This is a genomic window from Psychrobacter sp. 1176_08 (genome assembly GCF_052850615.1).
Genome location: NZ_VXCU01000002.1, coordinates 25,708 through 43,976 on the forward strand (window position 1 = coordinate 25,708; position 18,269 = coordinate 43,976).

Consider the following 18,269-nt stretch of genomic DNA (forward strand, 5'->3'; position numbering starts at 1 on the left):
CATACTGAGTGGGTTTTTTTGTAGGGATTATTATTTAATCATTGCTGAGGTTGTCTTATTAAACCTGCAAATACGTAAGAACTACTCTATTTGAGGCCGAGAAATATTACTTTGATTTAGTGTCAGATTAGTATTTTCTTTTGTCTCATAACCAATAGGAATACGTAGTCTTACAAAATATGGCTAATGAATTGGTAGAAAAGACTAGATTTTTTCCAAATCATTAACTAATATAACTGTGGGCGACGTTCTGTATAGTTATCGTAAAAACTGTATATTTAACAATTATTTAGTAAGCTTTTTGGCATTTATAGAGCATTTTACTAAGACTTGTTGTATCAAGCGTGACTACTTGCTGTTTAAATTAAGACGCTCACAAGTAGTCCAACCTCCCTTATGGTCGCTCTGATTAGAGTGACTAAAGCGCTTGAATACAGAGCGTCAGATATTCAAAACCAATCGAATGCACTGTCATTCAAAGCCTTGCTTATCAGTTCTAAGCGCTAGGCATGATACAGTGACAAGCGTTACTCAAGATGCGATAGTACATCATTGATGAATGAATAACGGATATACAGGGTCGTATTTCCTCCCATTGTAAAGGGTTACTGCTGACTACCTGTTAATATGCCAATTATCTGTCAAAACATCATCTAATGACTGGAAAGGGCAAGTTTTAATTTTCCTCTCCAGATATGATGTGTATGTGCATCACGCCATTTATTAATGTTGATATACGAATATTAATTATCAGCCCGTTCTGCCTACGGGTGTCAGCTTATGTGCCGCATTGGATATATACGCTACCCGTTTACTTAAAAGGACCAGCTATGTCAATGATTTCCTCGCAAACCCACCTGGCCACGCCAGATGACTTTTCTGATAATTGCGGTTTTGGTTTGATTGCTCACATTGAGGGTGAAGCCAGCCATAATTTGGTAAAAACTGCTATTCATAGCTTGAGCTGTATGACCCACCGTGGCGGTGTTGCTGCTGACGGTAGAACGGGCGACGGTTGTGGCCTATTACTGGCGATGCCAACCAAGTTTTTTAAAAATATTGCCGCTGAACAGCAATTGGCCATTACGGATAATTTTGCCGTGGGCATGGTGTTCGTAAATACGGACGAGACAAAAGCCAAGCATAGCCAGCAAGTGCTAAACGATGAGCTTGTGGCACAAGGACTAGACGTTGCTGGTTGGCGTGATGTACCACTTGATTTGAGTATTGTCGGCGAGATTGGTCGTGAGACGCTACCAGATTTTAAGCAAGTATTTGTGAATGCTCCCGATGATTTGGCAGCAGATGATTTCAACCGTAAGCTGTTTGTTGCGCGTAAAAAGGCAGAGCAGCGTCTGACTGATGATGAATTGTTTTATGTTTGCTCATTGAGTTGTCAGACGATTATTTATAAAGGTCTGGTGATGCCATCAGACTTGCCAGCCTTCTTTTTAGATTTACAAGATGAGCGTTTGGCCTCACACATTGTGGTTTTCCATCAGCGTTTTTCAACAAATACACTACCGCGCTGGCCGCTTGCTCAGCCATTCCGCTATCTTGCTCACAATGGCGAGCTAAATACCATTACAGGTAACCGTAATTGGTCTGAGGCGCGCACACCAAAGCTAAAATCTAAAAAATTGCCTGAGTTGAATCAACTGACTCCTCTAGTAAATAGCACAGGTTCAGACTCCTCAAGCTTAGACAATATGCTTGAAGTGCTGATGTCAGGTGGCATGAATCTATTCCACGCGATGTCAATCCTAGTACCACCAGCGTGGCAGAATGTCGATAGCATGGATATGGACTTACGCGCGTTTTATGAGTTTTACTCGCAGCACATGGAAGCATGGGATGGCCCAGCAGGTTTGGTCATTCAAGACGGGCGTTATGCTGTTTGTATGCTAGATCGCAACGGTCTACGTCCATCACGCTGGGTGACGACCAAAAATGGTTATATTACGGTCGCCTCCGAGGTTGGTGTTTGGGATTATTCACCGCAAGATGTATTGGCAAAAGGCCGAGTTGGCCCAGGTCAAATGCTGGTCATTGATACGTTGACAGGGCAAATTTTAGATACCAAAGCCATTGCAACTCTACTTAAAAAGGCACATCCATATCGCAAATGGCTGCGTGAAGAGGCAACACGTATTCGTGATGATGAGCGTTTAGAAGAAACCTTGGCAGCGCAGTCTTGCCGCGGTGATAAGCTAAAAGCCTTACAAAAGATGTATCACATCACCAATGAAGAGCGCACAGAAATCATTCGTCCCAATGCCGAAAATGGTCAAGAGCCAGTGGGTTCGATGGGTGATGATACGCCGATGGCGGTACTGTCGCAGCAAATCCGCCATGTCGGCGACTTTTTCCGTCAGCAGTTTGCCCAGGTAACCAATCCACCGATTGATCCATTACGTGAATCTATCGTAATGTCATTACAAACGTGCCTAGGCGCAGAAACCAATGTGTTTGCGCCCTCAGCAAGAGACGCACATCGTATTATTTTATCGTCGCCAGTATTGTCAGCCAGTAAAATGCAGCAGCTTGAAACGTTGAATGATCCAGCGTTCAAGACAGCTCGCATTGACTTGAACTATGATCGTACCCTGAGCTTGTCTGATGCCATTAAGAGTATCTGTGAGCAGGTAGAGAGTAGCATCCGTGCTGGTAATACGTTGATCGTACTGTCTGATAAAGCCATTGACGCAGATAAAGTGCCTGCCAACGCGATTATGGTGACTGGCGCTGTGCATCACTATCTGATTGCCCGCGGTATTCGTACCGATGCCAACCTGATTGTTGAGACAGGTCTTGCACGTGACTCGCATCAAGTGGCGGTATTGATTGGCTTTGGTGCGACCTGTATCTATCCATACTTGGCCTACGATGTCATTGATGATTTGGTCGCAACGGGTGAGCTGCTCGGTGATCCGATTCAAGCGCGAGTGAATTTCCGTAAAGGCTTAGATAAGGGGTTATTAAAAATCTTATCAAAAATGGGCATCTCTACCATTGTGTCTTATCGCGGTGCGCAGCTGTTTGAAGCGGTTGGACTGTCTGAAGAAGTCGTAAACTTGTGCTTTAAAGGGGTGCAAAGTCGTATCAAAGGCGCAACTTTTGAAGATTTGGCAGCCGATCAAGCGCAATTGGCAGCAAATGCTTTTAAACGTCGTGCGCCACTCGATCAAGGCGGTTTGCTCAAGTTTGTCTTTAACAAAGAGTATCATGCCTTTAATCCAGACGTGATCAACAGCTTACACACGGCTGTACGCACAGGCGATTATGAAAATTATCGTCAGTATGCCAATCTAGTTAATAGCCGCCCAGTCGCGACGTTGCGTGATTTATTGCAGCTAAAGACTGACAACAGTATTGATATTAATGATGTTGAAGACATCTCTGAGATTTTGACGCGCTTTGATTCAGCGGGCATGTCATTGGGCGCATTGTCTCCTGAAGCGCATGAAGCCATTGCTATGGCGATGAACACTATTGGTGGACGCTCAAACTCTGGTGAAGGCGGGGAAGACCCAGCCCGTTATGGTACGTTGCGCAACTCTAAAATCAAGCAAGTTGCTTCGGGTCGTTTTGGGGTTACACCAGCATACCTGCGCTCAGCAGAAGTGATGCAAATCAAAGTGGCGCAAGGCGCAAAACCGGGTGAAGGAGGACAGCTACCTGGTGGTAAGGTCAATGCGTTGATTGCGCGCTTGCGTTACTCTGTACCGGGTGTGACGCTGATCTCTCCACCACCGCACCATGATATTTACTCTATCGAAGATTTGGCACAGCTGATTTTTGATTTAAAACAAGTCAATCCTGATGCTTTGGTATCGGTAAAGCTGGTCTCACGCCCTGGGGTTGGTACCATCGCAACAGGGGTAGCAAAAGCCTACGCGGACTTGATTACCATCTCAGGTTATGATGGCGGTACAGCAGCCTCTCCACTGTCTTCTATTCATCATGCAGGCTCACCGTGGGAGTTAGGCCTTGCTGAGACTCATCAGTCGTTACGCGTTAATGGACTGCGTGATAAAGTCCGTGTACAAACGGATGGTGGCTTAAAAACGGGTCTTGATGTGGTAAAAGCGGCCATTCTTGGGGCGGAAAGTTTCGGTTTCGGTACCACACCGATGATTGCGGTTGGTTGTAAATACCTACGTATCTGTCATCTTAATAACTGTCCGACAGGCGTTGCCACACAAAAAGCCATGTTGCGCGATGATCATTTCATTGGCGAGGCTGAGATGTTAATCAACTTCTTCAAGTTCGTCGCAACTGAGACACGTGAGTGGCTTGCAGCGCTTGGCGTTAGTAGTATGGAAGCGTTGGTTGGACGTACAGATTTGCTTGAAGTATTAGAAGGAAATACTGATAAGCAGCGTCATCTTGACTTAACACCATTGCTGTTTAGTCATCCAGCAGCAGAGGGTAAAGCGCAAACGTGTCAAGTGACGCGAAATGAGCCATTTGATAAAGGTTTACTTGCTGAGCAGATGATTAGTGATATGTTATTAAGTATTCGTCAAGGAACAGGCGGCGAATATAGCTATTATGTTGGTAACTGTGACCGATCTATCGGGGCCCGTATTTCTGGCGAGATTGCCCAACTATGGGGCAACCTTGGTATGAGCGATATGCCAATCAAGTTGCATCTGACAGGCACGGCAGGACAAAGCCTAGGTGTCTGGAACGCAGGCGGTTTAAATATTGAGCTTGAAGGCGATGCCAACGATTATGTCGGTAAGGGCATGGCAGGTGGCGAGATTGTCATTTATCCGCCGAAAGACTCAAGCTTTAATGCACAAGACACAGCAATCATTGGCAATACCTGTTTGTATGGTGCCACTGGTGGTAAATTGTATGCAGCGGGTACAGCAGGTGAGCGTTTTGCGGTTCGTAACTCAGGTACGCATGCGGTTATTGAAGGCACCGGTGATCACTGCTGTGAATATATGACAGGCGGCATCGTTACCATACTGGGGCGCACTGGTCTTAACTTCGGCGCAGGCATGACAGGCGGTTTCGCCTATGTGCTCGACATGGATGGTGACTTCTTTGATCGCTGCAACCATGAGCTGATTGATTTGAACCGTATCTCAAGCGAGCAAACGGAAGAACATCGTATTTATTTGCAACGAGTGATCAGCACGCATGTAGACAAAACTGGCAGTGCATGGGGTCAGACGATACTGGCTGATTTTGAACATTACGTTCGTAAATTTTACTTAGTGAAGCCAAAAGCGGCGAACATTGCGAGCCTTCTTAAAACCACCATGGCTGATCCTCAATAAGGGATCTGTTATGACTTTTATTGGTCATTTGGCAATAGGTTTTAGAAATATTTTAACTCACAGGTTTTAAGCAGGTAAGTGACAGCAGCTGCCCATGGGCCTTAAATGGTCGTTTGACTGAGTATCGCTGGCTGTCACCGCCCACTATAAAAGAGATTTTTACCATGGCAAAACGCTTAGAAAATAGTTTCCAATTTTTAGATGTACCAAGGTTCGATCCGGCGAAAAAAGACATTGCCACGCGCTCAACGGAATTTGTTGAAATTTATAAACCGTTTGAGAGCGAAGCCGTATCACAGCAGTCGCATCGTTGTCTTGAGTGTGGAAACCCTTATTGTGAATGGAAATGTCCTGTACACAATTATATTCCCAACTGGCTTAAGCTTGCGACCGAAGGACAAATCTTTCAAGCAGCAGAGTTGTGTCATCGTACCAATACGCTGCCTGAGGTCTGTGGTCGCGTTTGTCCGCAAGACCGTCTGTGTGAAGGCGCTTGTACGCTCAATGATGGTTTTGGCGCTGTGACGATTGGTAATGTTGAAAAATACATCAATGACACAGCCTTTGCCTTGGGCTGGCGTCCAGATATGTCGGATGTGGTTTGGACGGACAAAAAGGTTGCCATCATTGGTGCAGGACCTGCAGGACTCGGTTGCGCAGACATTTTAGTCAGAAATGGCGTTAAGCCAGTCGTCTTTGATAAGCGTCCAGAGATTGGCGGCTTGCTAACTTTCGGCATTCCAGAGTTTAAAATGGAAAAAGACGTGATGCGCAATCGCCGCGTCATTTTTGAAGGCATGGGTATCGAATTCCGTCTTGAAACAGAAATCGGTACGGATATCAGTATTGATGAGCTGTTGAGCGATTATGATGCGGTCTTTATGGGTATGGGAACCTATACTTATATGCGCGGCGGTTTTGCGGGTGAAGAGCTAGAAGGCGTTTATGATGCGCTAGACTATCTGATTGCCAATGTGAATCGCTGTAACGACTGGGAAAAGAATCCTGAAGAGTATATCGATTTCAAAGGCAAAAAAATTGTAGTGTTGGGCGGTGGCGATACCGCCATGGACTGCAACCGTACTAGTATCCGTCAAGGCGCCGAAAAAGTGGTCTGCGCCTATCGCCGCGATGAAGAAAACATGCCAGGCTCACGCCGTGAAGTAGTCAATGCTCGTGAAGAGGGCGTTGAGTTCTTATTCAACCGTCAGCCAACTGAAATCATTGGCTTGAATGGTAAAGTGAATGGGGTCAAAGTCGTCACAACCCAGCTAGGCGCGCCTGATAACCGTGGTCGCCAACGCCCTGAGCCAATTCCCAACTCAGAAGAAATCATTCCTTGTGATGCGGTGATTATGGCCTTTGGTTTTAGACCGAGTCCCGCTGACTGGTTTGAGTCGCAGCAAGTGTCGATGGACAGTTCTGGTCGGGTTTTGGCTCTTGAGTCACAGACCTTTAAGTTCCAAACCAATAATCCAAAGATATTTGCAGGTGGCGATATGGTACGTGGGTCTGACTTGGTGGTTACAGCGATCTGGGAAGGTCGTGAAGCGGCAGAAGGTATCCTTGATTTCTTAGAAGTATAAGTAAAGGCTTTTCACTTAAAGTAGTTATGAGTTTTGACCTCAAACGTCTTTTGTCTTTTAATAGGCAAAAGACGTTTTTTTTGAGAATGGCTTTGTAAATACAGACGTGGCTGCTAGCATGTTCACTTGTAGCTTGTCATTTATCTTCCTGATTCTAACCATCAACTAACAAGAGTGGTTTTGCGTGAAATTACCTATGTGGCAACGATTTACCGCACCGTTTATTGAGCCTTATGTTCGCTATCAGTATGCGGATGTGTTGCATGCTATACGTTTGGGTGTGGCAATAATACTGGCGTTTTTAGCGAACAAACTTACCAATCTTCCTCATGGGGAATGGACGACTATTACGGTCTTTATCATATTGGGCTTGTTACAGTATCAAGGAGCGATCTATACCAAGGCCAAAGAGCGAGTACTTGGTACATTGTTCGGTATTGTTACCGCACTTGGTGTGCTTTGGTTTACTCACAATGTCGGCGCGTGGTTATGGGTAGATTATGCGCTCATTGGCTTGCTCAGTGGCATCATTGGCTATTTGGCAATCAGGCAACTTGGGTACACAGGGTTACTGACGGGTATCACTATGCTGATGATTGTCTCAGATTTGGGCCATAGCACTATCGCTCAAGATGGGATTTACCGTGTCCTTAATATTTTAATTGGAACTGGTGTTGCGGTAGCAGTGACGTTGATTCTGCCACTGAAGTCCACCTTGATGTGGCGCTTTTTATTGGCCAGTAACCTTGAGGCCTGTGGCAGTCTCTATGCAGGCGTGGGCAATCATATTGATGCTACAGAAGGTACAACTGAGCAGGCTGCCAAGCAACCAGATACCGTCGCTTTTCCCGCTAATGATGTGCCCGTTGATAAAGTGCTGGTCACCTCATTACAGCAGATCAATAAGCGATTGCTGGCGGTACGTCCTCATATCGCAGCGACTGCGAGTGAATCAGGCATCAAGAAAGAGACCTTAGAGACCATTCAGCGTACGCATCGTAATATTATTGGAACCATCGATTTGTTGTTAAGTGCGGCACCGCGCTTGGCAAATATTGAGATCGATGACGAAAACCATACGCTGTTGATTCATTATCAGCATGAGCTAACTCAGGCCATGCAACATATGGCAGCCGTGCTGCGTAGTCCAAGTGATGAGATGTTTCGTCCCATTACGCGCATTACTGTATCAGAATACCCAAGCGTCCATCACTTAGCTTTTGAGTGGCAGGGATACTTTTGGTTAACCAAGACTTTGCAAGCGCAGTTGCAACAGTTGAGTGACTTGTTGCAGACTACCAAGCCGCATTGGTATGCCGCTTCAGGTCTGGGCTATCAGCGTCGTGAGCAGCGAAAAATAAAGCAGCAAGGCGGTGAGACAGATTTACATTTATAAAAAAACGCTGACTTTTTAAGTCAGCGTTTTTATTTTTTGGCGGTACTGTTAAGGGTAAAACAGAAGTTATTAACGCCCCGTTTTTAGCTTGTCCCAATACTGCTGATACACTTGCAAGGCTTCATCACCCACGTCTTCTTGGAATTCAGCTTTGGCCAATATTTCTTTGCTAGGATAAATCGTTGCGTTATTACGCACTTCTTCGTCCATGAGCTCACGTGCAGCGATATTAGGTGAAGCGTAGCCAATCTCTTCACTAACAATCTTGGCGACTTCAGGACGCAATAAATAATCAATAAACTTGTGCGCAGCATCGACTTGTTTGGCATTTTTTGGAATAACGAAATTGTCCATCCACAAGATTGCGCCTTCAGTGGGATATTTATAAACCAAGCTGGTCAAACCTTCATCGTTCGCCATGACCGCTTCGCCGTTCCAGCTCATACCAAGTGCCGTTTCACCTTCAATGTAGGGCATACGCGTTGCATCAGAATTAAAGGTTTTAACATTTGGCATCAAGGTCGTCAGCTTATCATAAGCGGCTTTGATCTCATCAGGGTTGCTGCTATTGCCTGAATAACCCAGCGTCAATAATGTCATACCGAATACTTCGCGTACGTCATTGGTCAACATCACCTGACCTTTATACTCAGGACGCCATAGGTCGTTCCAGCTGTTTACCTTGCTAGCATCAACCGTATCACCATTGATTGCCAAACCGGTACTACCCCACATATAGGGAATCGAATATTTATTCTCAGGATCAACTTTGGTATTGGTAAATGAGGTATCTAGGTTTTTAAAATTGCTGAGTTTGGATTTATCCAGCTCTTGCAAGAGACCTTCTTTGGCCATCTTTTCGACATAATAGGTCGATGGAATAGCAAGGTCATATTGACTGGAATCATCGAGCAACTTGAGCTTGGCGTACATGGCTTCATTTGAGTCAAACGTGGTGTAATTCACGTTGATACCAGTCTCTTCCTCAAAGCCATCCAGAACCTCTTGTGGCATATATTCTGACCAGTTATACAAGTTAAGCGTCACATCGCTCGCGGCAGCACTACCATCAGCCGATGCATTATCAGAGTTGCTACAGCTGGCAAGTGCCAAACCCACTGTCATAGCCAACAAGGCTTTTGGCAACGTGCGACTGAGAGAGGCAGTAGCGCTAAGGGATAGGTGGGACGAGGATAAATGGGTCAAAATTTCTCTCCTAAAGAAGGTAGTACAAATGGATAAAAGCTTATGAACAATAAATCAGTAAATACAAGCAAGTAACCCTACTATTATGGTCATTGTCCTTTGATTTTTAAAGGGGCAAGGTCAATAACGCCAGTATGCAATCGTGCTACCGTGCTACGATAAGTTCAGACTTAGCTTCAGCCAAATGCTTATCGTTGTACTGGATCCTGTCTTTAATTCAATCGATAGTCATATAAATGGACTAAATTCTGCCAATTTAGCACTGCTTATGGCCTTTGATTTGAGTGCAGCTATTACTGGGTATTCTATTGCGGTCGATGGTGGTTCGACGATGCCATAGCATTGATTTTGAACGCTTGATAAACCAATGAATGCTCGATATAGTTAGCTCAAAACAAAAAAGATATATTTGAAACGGTTTTCTATTGGCATGAATGTTTGGTACTTGCTTTATACTTTGTACTATAGGGTCTCATACTATTTATTCCAGCATTGCCGTACTTTTTAAAATGAATCAACGATAAGCCTTACACAACGAAGAAGACAGTTAATTGATTTTGATAAACGAGAGATGAAATGGACAATCGTAGACTTGCTGGCATGGTCACTATTCTTATAGGTCTGTTCGGTATTATCGCCTACCTGAATGCAGGTAATGGAACGCCAGTAGAAAGCTGGCCATTAGAGGCTTATCTTAGTATGGCCGCTAGCATTGAGACACTAACGAGCGTATCGACAACGTTGGTTTATGTTCTCACAGTTGGGCTGTTGTTTTTGATTATTACAAGGCTTTATAAAACTGGTATTTGGGCTTATGATCAGATGGCTCGGCGAGGATGAGTGCTAATGCGCGCCTAAAATTTCTACGCTATACAAAACTGACCTAGCACCGCCTGTATGCCAAACTCTTCAATCGTTCCTGTGACAAAATCTGCTCGCTCGATTAGGGCAGGTTTTGCGTCACCCATTGCTACCGCAAATCCGACCAGATCAAACATCTCAAGATCATTCATGCCATCACCGAATGCCATGCACTCGCGCACATCCACACCATAGTACGCACACATGTCTTTGATACCGCGCGCTTTGGATGCCTCAATTGGCAAAATATCAGCACCAATATGATGCCAATGTACCAACTTCAAGTCATATTTCTCAAAATCGACCTCTTGCATTTTGTCTTCTTGGTCGTTGAAAAATACGGAACACTGATAAACCGTATTTGACTTGTAGTACTCTGGGTCAACGATAGAGTTGGGCGTTCTGGCATTATAGTCACGCAAACGCTCGTTTTCATCTGACCATACAATATGCGTCGCTGAGTCAAACTTGTGAATAAGGTTGCTCTGTTGGCAAAGATAAGAAATCTTATCCGTCTGCTCAGCATTCAATGGATAATGGCTAATCATGCCACTGTGATCAAAGCTGTATTGCCCATTCATACAAATAATCGCATCCAAAATATCGGCATCCAGCAGTGCCAAAATATCATCAGGCAAAATGGCTTTCGAGCGTCCAGTCGAAATCACCAGCTTAATATCCGTCTCTGCCAGCTGCTCAAGGGTCGCTTTATTATGTTCAGCGATAATCCCATTACGACTCAAAGTATCATCGATATCAAAGAATATAATCTTAGGCGTGGTTATCTTATTCATCATCTCTCTTGCAATCTTATCTTTAATAAACATGATTATCCTTCGTGATTTCCACCCAGGTGCGAGGGTGATAAAAATTCAATTAGCCACATTTATGGCGTTTGGTTGCTTATCGGTATGGGTTTTATCGTACCGTTTCATCAATTGTAAGTGAGAAAATTTTTGACTAGATTGTGTAACGCATTAACAGCTGGTTGTATTCAGTCAAACAATCGCACAGGCTATGGTTGATTTTACCGCCGCTGGCTCTATATATATTCTACATATTTGCTTATAGTGTTTTAGTAAATCTAATTAATATTTTCGGATTATCAAACTTTAAGTTGTTTATAAAAGCATTGATGAATTATGTATGAGTGCTGATAAAGAGATCGAATAAGCAAAACCAATTTATAAGGATAATACCATGACGGCCTTTACTCAGAAATTGGATCCTCAAGAAGCCTTATCGCCGCGGCATCCTAACAGTCGCCTTCAAGCAGATTGGCTGTTTTTATATGATAAACTGCCACCGGCTCAATGGTTCAGCGCAGAGTATGTCTATAAAACGTCTGGCTGGTTAAATATTCATGCTGATATACGTAAACGTCAGCATATTTTGACGCAGATTAGTGATGCCTATCATTCTGGTAGTATTGAATGGTCAGAATATCGCGTGCAACTCTTACCACGAATCAATCAGTATATTATGAAATTACATCATCACCATAATATCGAGGACCAAGCGTATTTCCCATCGTTTATTCGTATGTACCCGCAGCTAAAATCAGGTTTTGAGATACTGGATCGAGACCACATACACTTGGATGCAATATTAAATGAGCTGCAAGCATTAAACGAGAAGCTTGCGACCAGTGAAGCCGAAGACAAAGCACTGGGTGAGCAATTGCACAAGACCTTGATTGACGTCAGCAATCTATTGTCTCAGCATCTAACAGATGAAGAGGATTTGGTAATTCCTATTTTGGGGTTGAATTGAATGTATGAGTAATCATAGAATAAACGTTCTAATTATTGATATAATATATTCACATATTTTAAAAATCATTTAGGTGGAATGGTCGAGATGTTATGAAAATACAAAAACATGGCAAAAGACGAAAAAATGTTATTGCGTGTATTTAGTATTAAATAGTATCTTAATCTAAATGAATTTCTTATAAATAGGATTTCTGATGCAGACAGACACTCGCCATACTTCAGAAAAGCATAAGAGAAATGGAGAGCATATTCTCATTAGCCTGACGTATATTGCTAAAAAGACTGACAAAAATTCAGGTGTGGAGTTGGCTCGTGCTCTTGAGCATTGGCGCAGATACTTTGAAAAAAGTAACATAACCTCAGCCTTGGTCGTTAACGATAATTATTTTATTCAAAATATTCAAGGTTCAAGACCTGCCATCAATCATGCCCTAGCAAAAATAATCAGCGAGTATTTAGAAATCTCACCCAATGTGATCGAAGTCGAAGAAATAGAGGTACGCAAGTGGGATAAATTTTTAATTAAGCATCTGACTTCGAGCGTTGAAGATGAAGAGTATGCACTACAACATTTTTCAGCAGGTGCTGACTTTAATCCCTATTTGATGAAAAGTACTCAGATTAGACATTTTCTAAATGCCATTTTTGCAGAGGATAAAATTGTATAGTAGCTTAATTGAAGCTAGAGATCGGTTTTGATTAATTATTTTTAATAAGGAGCATTTGATAATTGCGCTGTACTGTCGCCCAGCATTGTAGGAATACACTACTCATATCTTTTAATAATTAGCATAACGCTGCTGCCTTGACTGAGCCAGCTTTCTATCACCATTGCCCTATAATAAACGTCATCATATTATTTTTTAATATAGCCATGTTTCCTTTATAAAAACGCTAATGGCAGACTATAAGACGGTCATTAGAATACAAAAACATAGTAAAAGACAGACAAACGTTGTGGGCTATATTCCGCTTTAGACGTTATCTTGATTAAATGAATTTTTTATATACTGGACCCCTTATGCAGACAAACACTTGCCATACTTCAGAAAAGCATAAGAGAAATGGAGAGCATATTCTCATCAGCCTGACATATATTGGTAAAAATAGTGAAAAAAATAACGGCGTAGAGCTGACTCGCATACTTGAACAGTGGCGAAGGAACAATGAACAAAGCGATATAACGTCAGCGCTGGTTATCAATGATGATTATTTGCTTCAAAGTATAGAAGGGTCAAGACCTGTTATTAATGAAGTTTTAGCAAAACTGATTAATGAGTATTCGCACCTTTTACCTCATATCGTTGAAGTCAAAGAAATAGAAGCACGCAAGTGGGATGGTTTCTTAATAAAGTATTTAACCTCAAGCGCTGAAGACGAAGAATACGCCCTGAAAAGCTTCTCAGCAGGTGCTGACTTCAACCCTTATCTCATGAAAAGCACACAAATCACCAGTTTTATAGAAGCAATATTTGCAGATACTGAATCTAGTAAATTTTAAATGGGTAGTATTTGCTCACTATTTTGTCAGCTGCTCTAGCTGATGTAAAGAAGCCGCCTATATAGTATTTATAGGCGGCTTTTTGATGGGTCATAGCTGGACTTTTAACTCAGCTTTGCAAAATTTAAGCACTGAAATTCACTATCCAACCTCAACACTCGTTACATTCTGAAAGCCCCTCGGCAACTGACCACCGCGATTACCACGAGTGCCTGTATAGTTGGCCAAGTCATTGGGCTTTAGCGTCACATGACGTTTGCCAGCGGTAATGATTAGGCTGTCTTGCTGACTCAGCGGTGTGATAGCGAGTACTTCTTCGCCTTCTTTTAACTTAATCAATTTGTTGCCTTTACCGCGTGCTTGTTCAGGCAAGTCATCAAGCGCAAATATCAGTAAGTATCCTGCGTTGGTCACGACAGCGAGATGGTCAGGCGACGCGTTTGCACGACTGCTGGTTGCTTCACTATTGTCACTACTACTGTTAACCATATCTGCTGGCACATCGATACGCGCAACTGGTAGCAAGCGACTGTCAGTTGTTAAAGTAATGATATTTTTACCCGCTTTTTGATTGCTGTCCAAATTACCAAGGGTATTGATAAACCCATAACCTGCTGAGCTGGCGAGAATGATACGCTGGTCATTATCACCCGTTAATAATTGCTCAAAACTGGCACCAGCGGGTGGCTTCAACACACTTGTGAGTGGATCACCTTGACCACGCGCAGAAGCAAGGTTGTGTGCATCAATGCTGTAACTGCGTCCGGTGCTATCGAGCACGTAGATTTTTTCGTTGGATTTACCGCGTACATGCGCCTGATAAGCATCGCCTGAGCGATAGCTCATACCAGCCGCATCGACATCATGGCCTTTGGCGGCACGAATCCAACCTGCTTTTGATAGGATGGCGGTCACAGGCTCACTTGGTACCAAGTCAGACTCTTTTAGTGCTTGCGCTTCTTCGCGTTCTGCCAATGGCGATACACGCTCGTTACCATGTTCTTTCATGTCGGCAGTCAGCTCATCAATCATCAGGTTGGTGAGACTGTCTGGATTGTCCAAGTATTCTTGAATGATGGCGCGTTCGGCAGCCAGCTCATCTTGCTCGCGGCGCAACTCAATCTCTTCTAGTCTTGCCAACTGGCGCAGACGAATATCTAAGATGGCATTGGCTTGAATGTCAGTCAGATCATAGTCCTGCATCAACGTTGCTTTTGGATCGTCTTCTTCACGAATGATGCGAATGACTTCATCAATATTAAGATACGCAATTAGCAAACCTGCAAGGATGTGCAAGCGCTTATCGATTTTGTCGAGGCGAAATTGCAAACGGCGCGTGACGACAGAACGGCGGCAAATAAGCCATTCTTCTAAGATTTCTTTCAAATTTTTGACTTGCGGTTTCCCGTTTAGCCCAATCATATTCATGTTGACGCGGTAATTGCTTTCTAGATCTGTGCTGGCAAACAGATGACTCATGACGCGCTCGACATCGACGCGTGCCGATCGCAACTCAAGTACGATACGGCAAGCGTTTTCGTGATCTGATTCATCGTGAATGTCAGTAATCCAGGGCAGTTTTTTGTCGGTCATGAGCTTGGCGATTTGCTCTTGAATCTTGTTGCCTGAGACTTGATAAGGAAGTGCATCAATGATGACAAGGTTTTTTTCTTTGCTATCGATATGGAATGTGGCCCGCATTTTGTAGCTGCCACGGCCACTCTCATACATGGCTTGCAAGTCTTTTTTACTGGTAATGATTTCGGCTGGTGTTGGCAAGTCAGGTGCTGGTATTGACTGAGTTAACTGCTTGACGGACAGCTCAGGGTTTTTGAGCAAACGAATGGCTGCGCGTACCACTTCGTTTAGGTTATGTGGCGGTATATCGGTCGCCATACCAACGGCGATACCTGTGGTACCGTTTAATAAAATATTGGGCAAGCGGGCGGGTAGAGTGGTTGGCTCTTGCATCGTACCGTCAAAATTATCTTGCCAGTTGACTGTTCCTTGTCCAAGCTCTGCGAGCAAGGTATTAGCATAGGCAGACATTTTGGCTTCGGTATAACGCATCGCCGCAAAGGATTTTGGATCATCAGGACTGCCCCAGTTGCCTTGACCAGTAATCAGCGGATAGCGGTAGCTAAACGGCTGTGCCATCAGCACCATCGCCTCATAACACGCACTGTCACCATGTGGATGGTATTTGCCTAGTACATCACCAACCGTACGCGCTGATTTTTTTGCTTTGGCAGAAGACTTTAAGCCAAGCTCGCTCATGGCATAGACGATACGGCGCTGTACTGGCTTGAGACCATCAGCAATATTGGGCAACGCCCGATCCATGATGACGTACATGGCATAGTTGAGATAGGCTTGCTCAGTGAATTCCGCCACCGAGCGGGTATCCATCGGTTCACTTGGAATGATTGGGTCAATCGTATGATCAATAACATCGGACATAAAATAGGGTTCACTTTTGAGTTTTAATAGGTATTAATAAATGGGGCAAGTAGACAATAAGGATAGTGCTATCGTAAAGGATATTGCGGCAATTAAAAAGGTGCAAGTCAGAATAGACGACAATGTATGACGTGCTCATATCGTTTTAAACCATACTCTGAACCGCACTTTAATCAATAGCTTTTAGAAAATAACTTGAGTATAGTTAATCTAAATATTTTTTATCATTTTACTTATGAACGTAAAATCTAGCGATGTGATATAGCCATTTTCTCTACATACCTATTATCTATTTTTTAAAAAATACGGTGTGACTGGGTGGCACAAATTATCATAAATAGATGAATACGGACAATTCATCATTGATCTATGTGACTTATGGAGTATTTGCTATGTCGCCTGTCTGTTTATCACAAAAATATCCTCATTACTTAACAAAAGGTGCGTTGTTGGCCACTATGGTTATCGGTGCGGGGCTGAGTGCTTGTAGTTCATCTCAAATGACTCCGCCAGTATCAGAACCGAGTAGTAGCACGATTAATCAAGAGGCAGCTAATCAAAGCGCTGTTGACTCAATGAGCGTTGTGGCATCAGAGCCTGTCATGACTATACAAAATGCCGTAAGCAGTAATATGCTGATACGCGCAGCGCCTCAGATGGGTATCCGTCCAGTACCAAGTATCAGCATACCGCCTCAAGAGCGCGACAATTATCAAAAGAGTGAGGCCAATCCTGTACATCGTACTACAGAAATGGCGGTTTCTACTTTATCTATTGATACTGATACGGGCAGTTATGCCAATGTACGTCGCTATCTGAATGAAGGTCGACTACCGCCTGTCGATGCGGTGCGAGTGGAGGAGTTGATCAACTATTTTCAATATCAGTTTGATGATGGTAAACGCCTTAATAATGCGCCCTTTGTGGTGGCAACTGACGTGGTCGATTCGCCATGGGACAGGGCAGATCAGGATAACAAGATTATCAAAGTTGGTATCAAAGCAGTTGATAGTAATTGGTCTAAAAATAGCAATACGCAGCCGATGCCACCTGCCAACCTCGTATTTTTGGTCGATGTGTCGGGCTCTATGTCCTCTCTCGATAAATTGCCATTGGCGCAATCCTCTCTCAAATTACTGACAGAGCAGATGCGCGCAGAAGACAGCATCAGTATCGTCACTTATTCTGGCAGTACCACGGTGGCATTGCCTGCGACCCGCGGCGACCAAAAAACCAAAATACTGGCCGCAATTGAAAGCTTGAACGCAGAAGGCTCCACCAATGGTGAAGATGCGTTGAAGCTGGCTTACAGACAAGCTGAGCAAGCCATGAAAAAGAATGGTATCAATCGTATTATGATGCTGACTGATGGCGACTTCAATGTCGGAATTAGTGATGTCGACGACATGTTAACGCTGGTCAAAGCCAATCGTGATCGTGGTATATCCTTATCGACAGTCGGCTTTGGACGCGGCAACTTAAACGATTATATGATGGAACAAATGGCGGATAATGGTAACGGTAACTACAGCTATATCGACAGTCTGACCGAAGCCAAAAAAGTCTTTGGTGATGAATTGGCTGCGACTTTTAATACGGTCGCCAAAGACGTCAAAGTCCAAGTTGAGTTCAACCCTGATATGGTCAGCGAGTGGCGCTTAATCGGTTACGAAAATCGGGTGCTGGACGAACAAGACTTTAATAATGATAAGGTGGACGCAGGAGAGCTTGGGGCAGGAAAAGCAGTGATTGCACTATTTGAAGTGACACCTAAAGGTAAAAAAGGTCTGTATAGCGACCGCCGTTATGGCAGTAACACCAGCAAATCTAGCACCCAAAACACACAGAATGTAAATGAATTAGCCTATCTAAAAATTCGCTATAAAGCACCAGCAGGCGGCGGCTCAAAGCTTCTTAGTCAACCGATTGATAAAACCAGTCGTGCGTTAAATAGTGCCAATATCGATACTCAGTTTGCGGTGGCAGTAGCAGGTTTTGGTCAGCGATTAACTCAAAATGAATACATCAATGATTGGCAGTATGTTGATAGTAAGAAACTGGCGAGTAGTGTGCTTACTCGTCAACCAAGCAGTGATAAAGACGGCATACGTCGCAATTTTGTCACCTTGACAGAGCTTGCTATGGTACTTGATAGCAATAAGTCATAAACGGCAATAAATCATCAATAAA

The 18,269-nt window shown here is 43.7% G+C and carries 11 protein-coding genes; 8 read left to right on the top strand and 3 right to left on the bottom strand.

Annotated features, from left to right (window positions below; translation table 11 throughout):
* The first annotated feature begins 830 nt into the window (after positions 1-830).
* The 3 genes from gltB (at position 831) to FW759_RS02735 (ending at position 8,276) form a co-directional block, all read left to right on the top strand.
* Positions 831-5,294: a glutamate synthase large subunit gene (gltB, locus tag FW759_RS02725; protein ID WP_446442131.1), complete on the top strand. Its 4,464-nt coding sequence runs from the start codon at positions 831-833 to the stop codon at positions 5,292-5,294.
* A gap of 164 nt (positions 5,295-5,458) precedes the next feature.
* The gene (locus FW759_RS02730) at positions 5,459-6,880 is read left to right on the top strand and encodes an FAD-dependent oxidoreductase (protein WP_062845492.1); all 1,422 of its coding nucleotides are present in this window, start codon (positions 5,459-5,461) and stop codon (positions 6,878-6,880) included.
* Between the two features lie 184 nt (positions 6,881-7,064).
* Positions 7,065-8,276, top strand: a complete 1,212-nt coding sequence (locus FW759_RS02735) for an FUSC family protein (protein ID WP_446442132.1) — start codon at positions 7,065-7,067, stop codon at positions 8,274-8,276.
* Between the two features lie 69 nt (positions 8,277-8,345).
* Here the strand turns inward: FW759_RS02735 and FW759_RS02740 are convergent, their stop codons facing one another.
* Complete coding sequence (locus tag FW759_RS02740; protein ID WP_353670470.1) at positions 8,346-9,482, bottom strand: ABC transporter substrate-binding protein; 1,137 nt, start codon at positions 9,480-9,482, stop codon at positions 8,346-8,348.
* Positions 9,483-10,058: 576 nt separating this feature from the next.
* Between FW759_RS02740 and FW759_RS02745 the strand changes: the two genes are divergently transcribed.
* Complete coding sequence (locus FW759_RS02745; protein WP_353670468.1) at positions 10,059-10,322, top strand: hypothetical protein; 264 nt, start codon at positions 10,059-10,061, stop codon at positions 10,320-10,322.
* 23 nt (positions 10,323-10,345) lie between these two features.
* Here the strand turns inward: FW759_RS02745 and FW759_RS02750 are convergent, their stop codons facing one another.
* On the bottom strand, positions 10,346-11,170 hold the full coding sequence (locus FW759_RS02750) for a Cof-type HAD-IIB family hydrolase (protein ID WP_228139867.1): 825 nt from the start codon (positions 11,168-11,170) through the stop codon (positions 10,346-10,348).
* A gap of 373 nt (positions 11,171-11,543) precedes the next feature.
* Here FW759_RS02750 and FW759_RS02755 point away from each other — a divergent pair, with 373 nt between their 5' ends.
* From FW759_RS02755 to FW759_RS02765, 3 genes are all read left to right on the top strand, one after another.
* The gene (locus FW759_RS02755) at positions 11,544-12,116 is read left to right on the top strand and encodes a hemerythrin domain-containing protein (RefSeq protein ID WP_353670467.1); all 573 of its coding nucleotides are present in this window, start codon (positions 11,544-11,546) and stop codon (positions 12,114-12,116) included.
* Between the two features lie 196 nt (positions 12,117-12,312).
* Positions 12,313-12,786, top strand: a complete 474-nt coding sequence (locus FW759_RS02760) for a BLUF domain-containing protein (protein ID WP_062845487.1) — start codon at positions 12,313-12,315, stop codon at positions 12,784-12,786.
* 353 nt (positions 12,787-13,139) lie between these two features.
* The gene (locus tag FW759_RS02765; protein WP_353670466.1) at positions 13,140-13,619 is read left to right on the top strand and encodes a BLUF domain-containing protein; all 480 of its coding nucleotides are present in this window, start codon (positions 13,140-13,142) and stop codon (positions 13,617-13,619) included.
* Positions 13,620-13,760: 141 nt separating this feature from the next.
* Here FW759_RS02765 and parC read toward each other — a convergent pair whose 3' ends face one another.
* Positions 13,761-16,079 carry a DNA topoisomerase IV subunit A gene (parC, locus tag FW759_RS02770; RefSeq protein ID WP_446442133.1) on the bottom strand — a complete coding sequence of 773 codons (2,319 nt, stop codon included), beginning with the start codon at positions 16,077-16,079 and terminating at the stop codon, positions 13,761-13,763.
* A gap of 341 nt (positions 16,080-16,420) precedes the next feature.
* On the opposite strand from parC, the gene FW759_RS02775 reads away from it, so the two are divergent.
* Positions 16,421-18,247: a vWA domain-containing protein gene (locus FW759_RS02775; RefSeq protein ID WP_353670465.1), complete on the top strand. Its 1,827-nt coding sequence runs from the start codon at positions 16,421-16,423 to the stop codon at positions 18,245-18,247.
* Positions 18,248-18,269: the final 22 nt, after the last annotated feature.

Bases quoted from the DNA above. Each gene is read 5' to 3' on its own strand.
- gltB (WP_446442131.1), top strand. From the start codon at position 831: ATGTCAATGATTTCCTCGCAAACCCACCTGGCCACGCCAGATGACTTT.
- FW759_RS02730 (WP_062845492.1), top strand. From the start codon at position 5,459: ATGGCAAAACGCTTAGAAAATAGTTTCCAATTTTTAGATGTACCAAGG.
- FW759_RS02745 (WP_353670468.1), top strand. From the start codon at position 10,059: ATGGACAATCGTAGACTTGCTGGCATGGTCACTATTCTTATAGGTCTG.
- FW759_RS02750 (WP_228139867.1), bottom strand. From the start codon at position 11,170: ATGTTTATTAAAGATAAGATTGCAAGAGAGATGATGAATAAGATAACC.
- FW759_RS02755 (WP_353670467.1), top strand. From the start codon at position 11,544: ATGACGGCCTTTACTCAGAAATTGGATCCTCAAGAAGCCTTATCGCCG.
- FW759_RS02760 (WP_062845487.1), top strand. From the start codon at position 12,313: ATGCAGACAGACACTCGCCATACTTCAGAAAAGCATAAGAGAAATGGA.
- FW759_RS02765 (WP_353670466.1), top strand. From the start codon at position 13,140: ATGCAGACAAACACTTGCCATACTTCAGAAAAGCATAAGAGAAATGGA.
- parC (WP_446442133.1), bottom strand. From the start codon at position 16,079: ATGTCCGATGTTATTGATCATACGATTGACCCAATCATTCCAAGTGAA.
- FW759_RS02775 (WP_353670465.1), top strand. From the start codon at position 16,421: ATGAATACGGACAATTCATCATTGATCTATGTGACTTATGGAGTATTT.